The sequence below is a fragment of the Streptomyces rapamycinicus NRRL 5491 genome (genome assembly GCF_024298965.1).
In the GTDB taxonomy this organism is placed as follows: Bacteria; Actinomycetota; Actinomycetes; order Streptomycetales; family Streptomycetaceae; genus Streptomyces; species Streptomyces rapamycinicus.
Genome location: NZ_CP085193.1, coordinates 9,055,174 through 9,069,884, shown reverse-complemented (window position 1 = coordinate 9,069,884; position 14,711 = coordinate 9,055,174). Strand labels below are relative to the sequence as shown.

The window sequence follows — 14,711 nt, the reverse complement described above, 5'->3', positions numbered from 1 at the left end:
AAGCACCCAAAACGCCCTTTAATCCCGCGTGTCGCCTTGTGAACCCTTGCGAACGCGGCACGCGGAAGCCGGTGGGTCGCATCAGTAGGCGGGCCACCGGCCCGTGCGTATGCTGATCACCATGACGGAGGGATCCCTGCTCGATCTGCTACGGGAGCAGCGCACCGGCGCGCTCGTCACCCTCAAGCGGGACGGACGGCCACAGCTGTCCAATGTCGCCTTCACCTATGACCCCGCGACGCGCCTCATCCGGATCTCCGTCACCGACGACCGCGCCAAGACCCGCAATCTGCGCCGCGATCCGCGCGCGAGCTTCTACGTCACCAGCGGGGACCACTACTCCTATCTGGTGGCCGAGGGCGATGCCGAACTGACGCCGGTCGCCGCCGGTCCCCATGACGCCACCGCCGACGAGCTGGTGGAGGTCTACCGCGCGATCCAGGGCGAGCATCCGGACTGGGAGGAGTTCCGCGCGGCGATGGTGGCCGAGCGGCGGCTGGTGGTGCGGTTGCGCGCGGAGCGCGGTTACGGCTGGGGGCGACAGGCCGGCCCCCTGAGCGGAGAGCTGGGCCAGGACGGCTAGGCGGAGAGCTGGGCCAGGGCGGCCAGGGAGCCACGGATTCCGGGCTCCGACCCCACTCCGCCGGTCGGCTTGCCCTGGCAGGTTCTCGCCCTAGCGTGGTACGCGAAAGCCCTCACCCCAGAGGCATCACGAGCATCACTCGATCTCGCTCACCTGAGCGCTCTTGAATCGATTTGAGCGCCTCGGCCACCTCGCTGAGCACGCCGTCCACAGGAGTGCGAGACGGCGGACGGGGTCCCTCGAGGGGCGCAATGCGCGCGGCGCCGCACACCCGGTCGCCACGCGGCGTTCCGCACCCGGACATCCACCGCACGCGACAATAAGCCACCGAACGACTACTTGTAGCGACCGGAAGTGCTCGATCGACGTGCGTTCCTGACGCGCACCGCGTAGAACTCCGTCCGGTATCTGCAACGACGAGCAAGGGAGTGTTCGAAATGCGGAAGACTACTGGGGCGATCGGACTGGGAGCCGCACTGGCCGTGAGCGCCGTGCTGGGGATCGGCACGAGCGGCGCGGCACACGCCGCGCCCGCCAAGCCGCAGAGCCTGTATCCGCCGTCCGCGCTGGTCCTGACCGTCGGCTGGGGGGCCGACGCGGCCACGACCGAGGTCCAGCGGGCGGTGACTCTGAGCTGTCGCCCCACCCCCACCGGTACCCACCCGGCCCCCGCCAAGGCATGCGCCGAACTCCGCTCCGTGGGCGGCATGTTCGGCCAGCTGCGGACCGGGGCGGAGTCCGGCCGGGTGTGCACCAAGGAATGGCACCCCATCACCGTCACCGCCGAGGGGATCTGGGACGGCCGCCGGGTGTCGTACGAGCACACCTTCGCGAACAACTGCTTCAAGAGCGCGGCCCCGACGATGGTCTTCGAGTTCTGATGGACTGACCGGAAAAGGGGAAGGCCCCCGGACACCGTCCACGGGTGTCCGGGGGCCTGCTTCCGCTCACACGGGAGCAAACCGCGGGAGCGAGACGCGGGAGCGAAACGCTCGCCGGGTGAGCCGGGCCGACCGGGTCGGCCGGATCAGCCGATCTCGGCGCCGAACGCCTGGAGCGCCTCCGGCACCGGCTGGAAGAAGGTCTCGCCGCCCGAGGAGCAGTCACCGCTGCCACCGGAGGTCAGACCCAGCGCCGTGTCGCCCGCGAAGAGCGCGCCGCCGCTGTCGCCGGGCTCGGCGCAGACGTTGGTCTGGATCAGCCCTTCGACCGACCCTTCCTGGTAGTTGACGGTCGCGTTGAGGCCGGTGACCTCGCCGTCGTGCACCTGCGTGGTGGAGCCGCTGCGCGTCACCTTCTGGCCGACGGTGGCGTCACCGGCCTTGGTGATCTCCTGGGAGCTGCCGTTGTAGAGGTCGACCGCGCTCGGGTGGTCGGTGTCCTTGGTGTACTTGACCAGGCCGTAGTCGTTACCGGGGAACTCGCTGCCCTCGTTGGTCCCGATCTCCTCGCCGCCCTGCGAGTCCGACCAGCTGCTGATGGCCTCGGTGCAGTGACCGGCGGTCAGGAAGTACGGCTGGCCGCCCTTGACGACGTTGAACCCGAGCGAGCAGCGCCCACCGTCGCCCCAGATGGCGTCGCCACCCGCGATGAAGGTGGAGAACTTCCCGGCCGAGCGCTTCACCTCGACCTTGCCGCCGAGCGCGTCGGCGACCTTGTTGAGGGTGGCCATCCGGGTGCCCTTGACGGAGCTGTCCGCGGTGACGACGACCTTGTTGCTTCTGGGGTCCACCGACCACGAGGTGCCGGGGATGGTGGCCTTCTGCTTCAGCGTCTGACGCGCCTTGCTCAGCTCGGCCAGGGTGTTCGTGACCACCTTGGCCTCGGCCCCGGCCTCCCGGACCTTGTCCACGACGCCCTTGTTGACCACGTTGACGACGAGCTTCTTGGCCTTGGCGTCGTAGTACGAACCCGCCGTGTCGCTCTTGAGCGAGGAGGTGAGCGTGCTGGCGAGCTTTCCGGCGGCGCCGACCGAGAGGGTGTCGGGCTGGGGCTCACCGGGGGCGGCGTTGGCGCTCTGCAGGGTGATGCCCGTGGCGACCAGGGCCGCTATGCCGGCTCCGGCTATGACGACACGACGCTTGGGTATGCGGCGGTGCTTCAACTCTCTGCCTTCCAGTGGGGGGTTGGGCCCGTCGGCAGTGGGGTGCCAGGGCCCGGAGGGCGTAACGGCATAGCGCTTCTCCCCACTCGGGGGCGCGTCCATGCCAATTTGCGCCGCCGAGTATTCCCATCACCACCGGGCACGCACAAGGGCGCGTTCACGTCATGGGCGTGAAATTTACACTGCGGACTCATGTCCGGACATGGCAGTGCCCGCACACCTTCGAGGTGTACGGGCACCGAATCAGGTATCCGGACGAGCCGTCAAACCGGGCGGATCACCCCATGGAATCCCCTCGCGGGATCCTCGCGGGATTCCCTGCCGGATCACCTCCCACGGCTCATCACTCGACCGTATGCGGCTCCGGCTCGCGCTCGGTGAGCGTCGGCATCGCCTGCCGAGCGGGCTGGGCCGGCTGGGCGGGCCGCGCGGGCGCGGCATCCCGCTCCGGCGCGGCGGCCGGACCGGCGGCCGGGGCGCCGCCTTCCGCGCCACCCTCCGCCCGGACCGCCGCCGGGATCTCCTGCTGGCCCTTCTCCAGGAAGCGCAGCAGTTCGACCGGGATGGGCAGCACCAGTGTGGAGTTCTTCTCGGCGGCGACCGCCATCACGGTCTGGAGCAGCCGCAGCTGGAGCGCCGAGGGGGTGTCGGCCATCTGGGAGGCGGCCTCGGCCAGCTTCTTCGACGCCTGCAGCTCCGCGTCCGCGTTGATCACCCGGGCGCGGCGCTCCCGGTCGGCCTCCGCCTGGCGGGCCATCGACCGCTTCATGGTCTCCGGCAGCGACACGTCCTTGATCTCCACCCGGTCGATATGGACGCCCCATCCGACGGCCGGGCTGTCGATCATGAGCTCCAGGCCCTGGTTGAGCTTCTCCCGGTTGGAGAGCAGATCGTCCAGATCGCTCTTACCGATGATCGACCGCAGCGAGGTCTGGGCCATCTGGGAGACGGCGAAGCGGTAGTCCTCGACCGCGATGATCGCGTCGGCCGGGTCCACGACCTTGAAGTAGACGACGGCGTCGACCCGTACGGTCACATTGTCCCGGGTGATGCCCTCCTGGCCGGGCACGGGCATCGTCACGATCTGCATATTGACCTTCTGGAGCCGGTCGACCAACGGAGCGATCATGGTGAACCCCGGCCCCCGGATATCCGAGCGGAGCCTCCCGAGCCGGAAGACCACCCCCCGCTCGTACTGCTTGACCACTCGGGCCGCGGCCAGCACGCCCAGGGCGCCGAGGCAAGCCAGTACCACTATCAATGTCACGAGCGCATCGACCATCACGGCCACCTGCCGTCCGTATCGCGAACAATGCCCCTCGTGGGGTACTGATGTCCACGATAGTCCGCCCGCCGAACAGTGGGGAGGGCTGTGGAAAACCCTCGTCGGGCCGCCCGGAAAGGCGTTTCCCACCGACGCGGAGAGCCCCCGTCCGGCGCACGGACGGGGGCTCTCGCTCAGCCTGGTGCGGAGTTGATCAGCTCAGGAACGGCGCCGATCAGTAGACGCTCACGCCGTAGGCGTTCAGCGCCTCGACGACCGGCTGGAAGAACGTGGTGCCACCGGAGGTGCAGTTACCGCTGCCGCCGGAGGTGAGGCCGAGGGCGGTGGAGCCGGCGTAGAGCGGGCCGCCGCTGTCGCCGGGCTCGGCGCAGACCGTGGTCTGGATCATGCCGTAGACGATGTCGCCGTTGCCGTAGTTGACCGTGGCGTTCAGCGCGGTGACCCGGCCGCTGTGGATGCCGGTGGTGGAGCCGCGCCGGGTGACCGTCTGGCCCACGGTCGGGTTGGCGGCCGAGGTGATGTCCTGGCTGCCGACGGTGCCCTGGGGGGTGACCGAGCCGCTGTACCGGACCAGACCGTAGTCGTTGGTCGGGAAGCTGGAGCCGGACGTCGGGCCGATGGTGGTGGTGTGGCCGGAGTTCGACCACCAGGTGCCGGCGCCGTCGGTGCAGTGACCGGCGGTGACGAAGTAGTTGGCCCCACTGCTGTTGCGCACGTTGAAGCCGAGGGAGCAGCGCCAGCTACTCGCGTAGATCGCGTCGCCGCCCGAGATCAGCTTCTGAATCTTGCCGGAGGTCCGCTTGACCTCGATCGCGTCGGCGTTCGAGCCGGCGGTGTTCTTGATCTTGGCTATCTCACTCTGGGACACCGTGCTGTCGGCGGTGACCACGAGCTTGTTGGTCCCCTTCTCGACATACCAGGCGGTGCCCGCGACATCGGCCTCGAGGACGGCGCCGCTCGCCGACTTGGCCTCGGCCGCGCTGAAGGTGCGGGCGCCGTCGCTACCGGCGTAGGCGGCGGGGGCGGCCAGCGCCGTTCCGGCCACCAGGGCGGAGGTCGCGGCCACCAGGGCGATACGTCTCGCCTGCTTGCTGTGGGGGGCGTTGCGCTTGATCCTCAACTCTTCCTCCGGGGGAATCGGGGGTCCGCTTGGGTGGGCAGGCCCGTGAGGCGCAGTCAATGAGCACGCCGATATGACCGATTCGGCGTGCCCCTGACAAGCGCTTCCGGAAGTATTCGTGGCTCCGGGCGCAGCGCGCAAGAGGACAATTCGGAACAGCCGTCGGGCACACGCCACATAGCCCCGGCGGGTTCAGGCCACCGGGGCTTGTGCTCCCATCCCCTTGGGTATCCGGTGAGACGGACGTGCGGGCGATCGGGTTCCGTTATGGCGCGGACGTATCGCGTCCCGGTGTCCGGGCCGCCGCGCGGCCGCTCAGCCCCGCTCCCCCGGATCGGTAAGTCCCAGGTGGTCGCGGAGTGTCGGACCGCTGTACGCGGTGCGGAACACCCCGCGTTCCTGGAGCAGCGGCACCACCCGGTCCACGAGTCATCGAGCCCGCCGGGGGTCAGATGGGGTACGAGGATGAAGCCGTCGGCGGCGTCGGCGGCGACGATTCCGCCATCTCCGCCGCGACCGCCTCCGGGGTGCCGATGAACGACTGACGCCCGGTCGCCTCGATGACGGTCTGCCGGATGGACAGCCCTTTCTCCTCCGACAGCGCCCGCCACTTGGCGGCCACGGCCGGCGGATCGCCGTGCCGCACCCGGCCCTGGACCAGCTGGGATCCGGGGTCGGGGGCGATGTCCGGAAGTGGCCCGTCCGGATCGTAGCCGGACAGGTCCACACCCCAGACCTGCTCCAGGGTGAGGATCGCGGTCTGCGGTGACACCTGCTGCCGCCGGATCTCGGCGGCCTTCTCCCGGGCATCGGCCGGGGTGTCGCCGAGCGCCAGGGTCACCCCGGGCATGATCTTCAGCTCCCCGGGAGCGCGTCCGTACCGCGCGAGCCGCCGCTTGACGTCGGCGTAGAAGGCGCGCCCGGCCTCCAGCGAGCCGTGCCGGGTGAAGATGACGTCGGCGGTGGAGGCGGCGAACTCCCGGCCCTCGTCGCAGTCCCCGGCCTGGATCACCACCGGATGGCCCTGCGGCGGGCGCGGCACGCCGAACTCACCGTCGATGGTGAAGTGCCGGCCGGTGCGGGCGAACGGGCGCGGCGTGCCGTCCGGCGTCCATGAGTCCCACAGCTCACGGGCGGCGGCGACGAACTCGGCGGCCCGGGTGTAGCGGTCGGCCCGGTCCAGGAAGCCGCCGCGCCGGAAGTTCTCGCCGGTGAAGGCGTCCGAGGAGGTCACCACGTTCCAGGCGGCGCGGCCCCCGCCTGATCGACTCGGGCCTGCCGACCACGTCGAGGTCGTGGATCCGGCCGTTGTGCGCACGGGAGACTGAGCACGAGGCCGGGCTAGCTCGATCGTGTGGTGGTCGGCTCGTGGGCTGGCGGCACCGTGGGCCAGGCGGGTTAGCTGATCGTGCGATCTGGGACGCCGGTACGGCGCCAGTGTGCGGGCCCCCGCTCCGCCAGAGGATGGTTCGGGGCCTCCCCGTCGCCCCTGGCCGTACCTACATGGCCAGGTCGCACAGGGAAACTGGCCTCCCGGGCTCGGACCACGCACAGGATGCGTGTCGCCGCCCAAGTCCCGCGAGCTCCACCGGTCCCCCGCGGTACAGCGGGGGACCGCCGGGCGTGTCGGTCAGCGGGACCGGCGCGCCGCCCGTGGCCGGGGAGTTCCCGGGCGCGGATGTACGCCACATCGGCGTGTCGGGCCGCGGTCTGCCAGGTCACCGGTCGGTGGTGGCGACGGCCACCACCGGGTGGCCCTGCGGGGGCCGGGGCACGATGGCCGGGCCGCGCACCGTGAAGTGGGCGCCCTCGAAGTCCACGTAGTGCGGCTTGTCGCGGTCGACGAAGCGGCCGGTGGCGGTGTCGCGGATCTCGGCGTCGTCCTCCCAGCTGTCCCACAGCCGGGCCACCACATCGGCCACCTCCCCCGCCTCGGCCCACAGCTCCCCGGGCGGGGGCGGCGGGGCGGCGGCCCACCAGCCGCGCCTCCGCGTCCGTCGTCGACACCTCGATCCGCCAGCCCGCCCGGCCGCGGCTCACCCGGTCCAAGGTGGCCACGGACGAAGAGACATGGGACGGCTCGGTGTGGGTGGTGGTGACCGTCGGCACCAGGCCTATCCGCCCGGTGGCGGGCGCGACACGCGCGAGGACGGCGAGCGCGTCGAGCCTGCCCCGGCCCGGCCCCGGCGGGCCGAAGCTGTCGTCCAGGGTGATGAAGTCGAGCACGCCGTCCTCGGCGAGCCGGGCGAGCTCCACGTAGTACGGCGCCTGGTACTGCCCGTTGCCGTCGATGGCGGCGGCCAGGTGCAGGGTGCCGGTCGGTACGGCCATGGTCGGGGCCTTCCTCGTTCTTCCGGGGGTCAGCTGGTCACGGCTTGGGCAGCCCGGGCGGGTTGATCTCGGACTTCTTCACCGCCTCGCTGGAGAGCCCCCACCGCTTCAGGACCTTGGCGTACGAACCGTCCTGGATCACGTGGTCCAGGGCCGCGGCATAGGCGTCGACCAGCCCGCTGCCCTTCTTGGTGGTGGCCGCGATCTTGCCCTGCACCTGGTCGCCACCGCCCGAGAACCGGCCGATGATCTGGGTCTGGCCGGCCGAGGCGACGTGGTAGGCGGAGGTGGGGTTGGGGCCGAAGTAGGCGTCGATACGGGAGGACTGGAGGGCGAGGTAGTAGTCGGTGTCCTTCTGGAAGTACTTGATGTCCACGGGCTCGCGGCCCGCCTTCTCGTTCTGCTTGCTCCAGTCGACCAGGATCTTCTCCTGGTTGGTGCCGGAGGCGACCGAGACGGTCTTGCCCGCCACGTCCTTCGGCCCCTTGACCCGCCAGGAGGTGCCCTTCTTGGCCTCGAAGGCGAGATCGTCCAGCCGGTAGGTGGCGAAGTCGTACTTCTCCTTGCGCTCCTCGGTGACCGTCACATTGGAGAACACGCCGTCGAACTTGGAGCTGTCCAGGCCGACGAAGAGGTTCTCCCAGGAGACCGGCTGGAAGTCGACCTTGAGCCCGAGGGTGTCGGCCACCAGCGTGGCGATGTCGAGCTCGGAGCCGATCCGGGTCTTGTCGTCGGTCGCGTAGAAGCCGAGCGGGGCGGAGGCGTCGGCGCTGCCACCGATGCGCAGGGTGCCGCGCTCCCGGATCGCGGCCGGGACCTTCGCCGCGATCGAGTCGACCTTCTTCCCTCTGACGCGGTGCTGGTCCGGGCTGATGTTGATGGCGTTCTTCGACCCCTTGGAGCCCACCGTCTCCTGGGCATCGCCATCGCCGCAGCCGCCGAGCAGGGCGGTGGCGGTGAGCGCGGCGACGGCGGTGACGAGGGTGCGGCGGGTCTTCACGGGGGTGCTCCTTGCGTAGGTGAACAGCGGTGGTCTGGTGGAGACCTGTGGTCTGGTGGACATCGGTGACCTGGCGGACATCGGCGATCTCGGGAACATCGGCGATCTCGTGGACATCGGCGGCCTCAGAGGACCTTGGAGAGGAACGCCTTGGTGCGCTCATGGCGCGGGGCGTCGAGCACCTCGGCGGGCGTGCCCCGCTCGACGATCCGGCCGCCGTCCATGAAGACGACGGTGTCGGCGACCTCCCGCGCGAAGCCGATCTCATGGGTGACGACGATCATCGTGGTGCCCTGGTGGGCCAGGTCCTTGATGACGTCGAGGACCTCGCCGACCAGTTCGGGGTCGAGGGCGGAGGTCGGCTCGTCGAAGAGCAGCAGCTCGGGTTCCAGGGCGAGGGCACGGGCGATCGCCACCCGCTGCTGCTGACCGCCGGAGAGCTGCCGGGGGTACGCGGCCGCCTTGTCGGCCAGACCGACCCGGTCGAGCAGCGCCTCGGCGGCGCGCACCGCCTCCTTCCTGGGGCGGCGCAACGCCGATATCGGCGCCTCGACGATGTTCTCCAGCACCGTCAGATGCGGGAAGAGATTGAAGTTCTGGAAGACGAAGCCGATCCGGGTGCGCTGCCTGAGGATCTCGCGCTCGCGCAGCTCGTAGAGGCGGTCGCCCTGGCGGCGGTAGCCGACCAGCGAGCCGCCGACGCTGATCCAGCCGCTGTCCACCTTCTCCAGGTGGTTGATGGCACGCAGCAGGGTGGACTTGCCGGAGCCGGAGGGGCCGAGGACGACGGCCACCTCCCCGGAGCGCACCTCCAGATCGATGCCGCGCAGTACCTGGAGCGACCCGAAGCTCTTGTGGACGGAGCGGATGTCGACCATGGCGGTCATCGGGTGGCTCCCCGCGAGAAGTGGCGCTCGACGTAGTACTGCGCGATCGAGAGCACGGTGGTCAGGATGATGTACCAGACGGTCGCGACCATCAGCAGCGGGACGACCCGGCCGTTGCGCCCATAGATGACCTGCACCTGGTAGAAGAGCTCGCCGATCGCCATGACGGAGACGATCGAGGTGCCCTTGAAGAGCGAGATCACCTCGTTGGCGGCGTTCGGCAGGATCGACCGCATCGCCTGCGGGAGCACGATCCGGCGCAGCTGCCGCAGCCGCGGGATGCCGAGCGCGGCCGCCGCCTCCAGCTGTCCGCCGTCCACGGCGAGGACGCCGCCGCGCACGATCTCCGCCGCATAAGCCGCCTGGTGGAGCGCGAGTCCGAGCACCGCCGCGCTCATCGCCCCGACCAGACCCGCGGTGTCGAAGGAGAAGAAGCCGGGGCCGAAGGGGATGCCGAAGTCGAGCCGCTTGTAGAGATAGGTGAGGTTGAACCAGAACAGCAGCTGGACGATGAGCGGGATGGAGCGGAACGCCCAGATGTAGGTGAAGGCGACCGACTTCAGGAAGGGGCTCTGGGACAGCCGCATGAAGGCGAGGACGATGCCGAGGGCGAAGCCGAGCGCGGTGCCGTAGAAGGTGAGCTGGATGGTGATCCAGACCGCCTTGAGGATGGTCCGGGTGGTGAAGAACTCGGCGAAGACGTCCCACTCCCAGCCGGCGTTGGTGACCAGGCCGTGGGCGAACTGGGCCACCAGGACGGCGGTGACGACGACGGCGGCCCAGCGCCAGGGGTGGCGTACCGGGACGACCTTGAGGGCGGAGTAGTCCTCGCGTTCGGCGCCGCTTGCGGCGGCCTTGCCGACGGGTGGATCGGAGGTCAGGGACATGGAGGGTCCTTCGGAGGGAGAACTGAGGGTTGTGCGGGGGACGGATTCCGGGGATGGGTTCCGGGAGGTCCGGGGGCACTGGGCGGTGGGGCTCAGGCGGTGAAGCTCAGGCCGTGAGGCTCAGGCGATGAGCCTCAAGCCGTAAGCCACAGGCCGTGCGGCTCAAGCCGTAAGCCACAGGCCGTGAGGGCTCAGACGGTGAGGCTCAGGCGTTGACCGTGGCGCGACAGGACAGCTCGCGCAGACAGCGCAGCAGGGCACGCGCGGTGGCGTCGTTCTGCCGGAACGCGGGCGCGTTGGTACGGGGCCGGGCGAAGGCGCCCGAGGCGCGGGCGTCGGTGTGCGGGCCGAGCGCGAAGCGGCGCGGATGCGGACGGCCCGCCCGGTCCAGGACCCGGGCGTCGGCGGGGCTGACGGCGAGCAGTCCGGCCGGAGTGGCGGCGGCGCCGTCGCGGTACAGGGAGCGCAGCAGGGTGTCGCGGGAGCGATCCACGCTCGGCTCCGGCAGCCGGGCCTCGACCAGCGCACGGGCCTCGACCGCGTGTCCGGGCACACTGGCGGAGCTCGCCCGGAACACCCCGCGCACCGGATCGGCGGTCACGGTCGTCTCGGCGCCGAGGAAGCGGACCACTCCGGCGCGGGAGAGCGCGAGCAACTGCTCGAGCCGCGGCCCCGGCGGGCCGGAGGCGAGGAAGCTGAAGAAGCCGTGCCACCAGCCGCCGATGTCGCCGAGCCGGATCAGCTGGCCGTAGACGGAGAGCAGGGCGAGGAAGACGGCCAGGTCGGGGCTGTGCGCGGGGTCGTGGCGGCGGGCGAGGTCGGCCTCGATATGGCCGCGCAGCGCCTGCTGCAGGGCCTCGTGGTCGCCGAACCGCAGCCCGGCCAGGGGGCGGTCGAGGGTGTCGAGGTCGAGCCGGTCGGCCGGGTCGGGGACGGCCGCGGCGACCAGGACGTCCAGGTCGTCGAGGTCGAGCCGGTCGGCCGGGTCGGGGACGGCCGAGGCGACCAGGACGTCCAGGTCGGGGCCGCCGGGCGGGCAGGCGGCGTACTTCTCCTCGAACGCGGACCACTCCCCGGCCACGCGCTCCGGATGGGCGGTGAACAGCCGGTGGTAGTGGGCGAACCCCAGCTCCTTGGCGATCAGCGGCCAGACGTCGCGCCGGAAGTCCGGCCGCCCGGGGCGGGAGAGCAACGCATCGACCTCGGCGGGGCCGAAGAAGCGCGGCACCGGGGGCCGCTCACCGCTCAGCGAGTAGCCGATCTTGGCGTGGTACGGCACACCGCGCCGCGAACCGGCGTACAGCACGGGCTCGCGGCCGGAGGGCCGGTAGACCAACTCGCCGTCCGGACCGCGCTCATAACGTCCGCCGCGCCCCTCGGTGAGCAGCACCATCAGATCGACGAAGGCGAGGCCGAGGCCGCGTACGATCACCGGCTCGCCGGGGCGCAGCGCGCTCACATCGCTGTCGGCGGTGAACTCCGGCGGGAGGTGGACCAGTTGGTGCTCGGCGGCGAACGCGGTGAGGGCCTGCTGCTCGGCGTCGGGTTCGGCGTCGAGGTGGCCGAGGGCGAGGACCACGGCGTCGGCGGTGAGCGGCGCGGTACGCCCCTCCAGCCACACCTGCTGCCGTCCGTCACGCGGCCCGGTGACGCGTACGGCCCGGTCCCGGTGCTCATGCACGATGGTGCCGGGCGGCAGATCGGCCACCGAGCGCTCGTACACCCAGCGCAGATAGGCGCTCTGGAGCCGTCTGGTGGCGAAGCTCCGCCCGGTCAGGGCGGCGGCTTCGGCGGCGAGTTCGGGCGGCAGGGCGTGCGGCGGCGCCGCTCCACGGACCCCACCGACCCCACCCGCCTCACGGACCTCACGGGCCCATTCGGCGAGAGAGGGGCCGGGACGTATCGGGCCTTCGCGCTCCACCGACTCGTCGGTGAACATGGTGACGTCCTCGGCCATGGAGTTCATCCAGAGCAGCGGGGACTGGTCGGGGCGCCAGATGCGGCCGCCGCCGGGCGGATGCGGATCGACCAGGTGCAGCTCGAACGGGGCGCCGTCGCCGTACAGCTCGGGGGCGTTGGCGGCGATGCGCTCGATCAGGCCGGTGGTACGCGGGCCCGCGCCGACGATGACGACCGTGGCGGGTGATCGGAAGGGGTGGTCCGGATGCGCGGGATGGTCCGGGTTCGCGGACATGCGGAGGCTCCGTGAGTTCTGAAGTGAACACACGCATGGCCTTCACACACGCCGAGCCCCTCAGCCCGGCATGAGCCCGAGATTAAGACGACCCCAGGGTGCGCTGTCAAGACTGTCCGAACTGTGAGCAGCGCGTCTCACCGCGGTTGACGAGGAAGCGGAAGGCTGCTCCACTTGCCCCATGGACTCAAGGCAGCGACTGGTCACGCGCGACCACATCGACTTCGGTCGGGTGTGGTCGTCGTCCTGTTCGGGCTGACCGCCCGCCTCCGCTGCCGTAGGGGGACTCCCTTCCCCAGCGCTTCGAGGCTTCGCCCGCGCCCGCCGGATCCCCTCCCCGGTGCGGCCGCAGCACATCCGCGTCGTCACGCGCCTCCGGCCTTCCCACACACGTCAGTGCTCCGCCCTCCCCTCAGTCCGTCCGCCTCCCGGCTGGCGGACCACACGGCGAAGCCGCATATCGATGCTGTTCCCCTCCCCGCCCCTTCCCACAACCAAGGGCTCCGCCCCTGCACCCCGGGGCCGATAACCGGGCGGACGCCCGCGCACACCGCGGCCGCCCGGCCCGGGGTCCGGGGCGGAGCCCCGGTTACGGGAAAGGGCCGGGGAGGGGGAACAGCCCGCCACAGGCGCACGAGCCGACCGTCACCGCCGTCGACACCCGCACCGGCGGACTGATCGTCATCGGGACGCCGACGCAGCCGATGACCGAGCGGGCGCCCGCGCACACCGCGGCCGCCCGGCCCGGGGTCCGGGGCGGAGCCCCGGTTACGGGAAGGGGCGGGTAGGGGAACAGCCCGCCGCAGGCGCCACAATCCGTCGGACGCCACCCGACCCGCCCCCGCCCGCGGCACGGGAGACTCCCCCACCCCCCGCCCCTTCCCGCACCCCGGGGGCTGGGGCAGAGCCCCAGTTGCGGGAAGGGGCGGGTAGGGGAACAGCCCGCCGCAGGCGTCACGCGCCGCCGGAAACCCCCTAGCAGTCGCAGCCGCAGTCACAACCATCACAGCAGTCGCAGCTACAGCAGTCGCTACAGTTGCTGCAGCAGTCACAACAGTCGCAGCAGTCACCGCACTTATGGCACAGACCCTCGCGCGGCTGCCCGGACCACGGGTCGTGGTACGGGTCGCGGCAGCACACCTGGCAAGTGCAGCAGAGCCCGGTCCACACCAGGCAGCCCGCCATCAGTCCCCGCCGACGGCCGTGCGGCGGCTCCGGGGGCGCGCCGCCGGGGCCGCCCGGGTTGATCCACGGCGACTGCGGCGGCCCGAAGGAGGACTCCGGGGCGCCCGGAGCGCCCGCGCCCTGGCCTCCGGTGTGCGCACAGCCGGTGGTGCCGAAGGCGCGGTCGACCGCGCGCCCCAGTTCATGGACCAGCAGTACGTGGGCGAGCCGCCCGGACCCCTTGCCCGCGAATTCGGTGTCCTTGAGCGCCAGCCGCACCCCGTGCACCGCGTCGTCGCACAGCCTGCGGACCTCGGCGAGGTCGGTCCCGGTGGCCGCGATCGGGTTCCAGGCGCCGGTCTCGGCGTCCTCGGCCAGGTCCTCCACCGCGTCCAGCAGATGCGCCAGCCGCCCGAAGAGCCGGCCCGCCTCCTCCAGCGGGGCCCGGTTGCCGGGCCGCCCGGCCAGGACCGCGGTGTGCCCGAAGGCCGCGGCGGTCGCGGTCTCGGTGGGCTCGGTGACGGTCAGCAGGGGGGTGCCGGGGCCCGCGAGGGACTCCAGTTCCTCCTGCCGGCCGACCGCGTCGAGCAGCAGCGCGGTGTCGAAGCCGAGCGCGGCGCCGCTGCGCTCCCCGGCCCGGTCCCACCGCCCGGCCACCCGGCGGGCGGCCGCGGCGACCGGCCGCCGGGCCAACGCCCCGTCGCCGTCCGCCACATGGTCGCGTACCTTCGCCGAGGCCAGCACCAGCGAGACGGTGGCGGCGAGGCGCGCCCCCTCGCCCTGGGCGACCGACGCCGTCCGCATCCCGCGCAGCGGACAGGGCCCGGCGGTCCGCCGCCAGCCCTCCGACCCCCCGGCCTGGGCCTCCACCAGCACCGATATCACCAGGCCGTCGTAGTTGGTGGCGATGCGGGCGAACTGCCCGTGGTCACCCCTCAACGCGAGGCACAGCCCGCACAAATGCGCCATCCACTCAGTGCGCAGGTTTTCCGACAGCCGATGCCGACAAGGCCGGATAATGCCAAACACCACGATCCCCGTTCACCCGTACGTCCCCGACGTCACCCGTCCGGCAGCGGCGGAGTCTACCCACCGCTCCGTCAGCCTTCGTAAGCAGGTGGAACTCTGATATGGCGCCAGCCGTTGTGCACCAGTA

10 protein-coding genes and 2 pseudogenes are annotated in these 14,711 nt (G+C 71.2%); 2 read left to right on the top strand and 10 right to left on the bottom strand.

Features of this window, described 5'->3' with window-relative positions; translation table 11 throughout:
• The first annotated feature begins 121 nt into the window (after nucleotides 1-121).
• Both LIV37_RS38200 and LIV37_RS38195 read left to right on the top strand, forming a co-directional pair.
• A complete protein-coding gene (locus tag LIV37_RS38200; protein WP_243146095.1) occupies nucleotides 122-583 on the top strand; it encodes a PPOX class F420-dependent oxidoreductase in 462 nt (153 codons plus the stop codon).
• 437 nt (nucleotides 584-1,020) lie between these two features.
• Nucleotides 1,021-1,464 (top strand): subtilase-type protease inhibitor, encoded by a 444-nt coding sequence (locus tag LIV37_RS38195; protein ID WP_020872415.1) that lies wholly within the window; start codon nucleotides 1,021-1,023, stop codon nucleotides 1,462-1,464.
• A gap of 146 nt (nucleotides 1,465-1,610) precedes the next feature.
• Here the strand turns inward: LIV37_RS38195 and LIV37_RS38190 are convergent, their stop codons facing one another.
• The 10 genes and pseudogenes from LIV37_RS38190 to LIV37_RS38145 all read right to left on the bottom strand — a co-directional run bounded on the left by LIV37_RS38190 (nucleotide 1,611) and on the right by LIV37_RS38145 (nucleotide 14,584).
• Nucleotides 1,611-2,687 (bottom strand): S1 family peptidase, encoded by a 1,077-nt coding sequence (locus LIV37_RS38190; protein ID WP_020872414.1) that lies wholly within the window; start codon nucleotides 2,685-2,687, stop codon nucleotides 1,611-1,613.
• Between the two features lie 343 nt (nucleotides 2,688-3,030).
• Complete coding sequence (locus LIV37_RS38185; RefSeq protein ID WP_121825027.1) at nucleotides 3,031-3,969, bottom strand: slipin family protein; 939 nt, start codon at nucleotides 3,967-3,969, stop codon at nucleotides 3,031-3,033.
• Between the two features lie 217 nt (nucleotides 3,970-4,186).
• Nucleotides 4,187-5,092: a S1 family peptidase gene (locus LIV37_RS38180; RefSeq protein WP_020872412.1), complete on the bottom strand. Its 906-nt coding sequence runs from the start codon at nucleotides 5,090-5,092 to the stop codon at nucleotides 4,187-4,189.
• A 315-nt stretch (nucleotides 5,093-5,407) separates the two neighbouring features.
• Nucleotides 5,408-6,350 (bottom strand): annotated as a pseudogene (locus LIV37_RS38175) (LLM class flavin-dependent oxidoreductase); the annotation flags it as partial.
• A 413-nt stretch (nucleotides 6,351-6,763) separates the two neighbouring features.
• Nucleotides 6,764-7,423 (bottom strand): annotated as a pseudogene (locus LIV37_RS38170) (LLM class flavin-dependent oxidoreductase); the annotation flags it as partial.
• Between the two features lie 37 nt (nucleotides 7,424-7,460).
• Nucleotides 7,461-8,423, bottom strand: coding sequence for an ABC transporter substrate-binding protein (locus LIV37_RS38165; RefSeq protein WP_020872409.1), 963 nt, complete (start codon nucleotides 8,421-8,423; stop codon nucleotides 7,461-7,463).
• 125 nt (nucleotides 8,424-8,548) lie between these two features.
• The gene (locus LIV37_RS38160; protein WP_167525827.1) at nucleotides 8,549-9,301 is read right to left on the bottom strand and encodes an amino acid ABC transporter ATP-binding protein; all 753 of its coding nucleotides are present in this window, start codon (nucleotides 9,299-9,301) and stop codon (nucleotides 8,549-8,551) included.
• A 5-nt stretch (nucleotides 9,302-9,306) separates the two neighbouring features.
• Complete coding sequence (locus tag LIV37_RS38155) at nucleotides 9,307-10,197, bottom strand: amino acid ABC transporter permease (RefSeq protein WP_020872407.1); 891 nt, start codon at nucleotides 10,195-10,197, stop codon at nucleotides 9,307-9,309.
• A 205-nt stretch (nucleotides 10,198-10,402) separates the two neighbouring features.
• Complete coding sequence (locus LIV37_RS38150; RefSeq protein ID WP_020872406.1) at nucleotides 10,403-12,391, bottom strand: FAD/NAD(P)-binding protein; 1,989 nt, start codon at nucleotides 12,389-12,391, stop codon at nucleotides 10,403-10,405.
• 975 nt (nucleotides 12,392-13,366) lie between these two features.
• The gene (locus LIV37_RS38145) at nucleotides 13,367-14,584 is read right to left on the bottom strand and encodes a DUF5685 family protein (protein WP_121825028.1); all 1,218 of its coding nucleotides are present in this window, start codon (nucleotides 14,582-14,584) and stop codon (nucleotides 13,367-13,369) included.
• Nucleotides 14,585-14,711 lie beyond the last annotated feature (127 nt).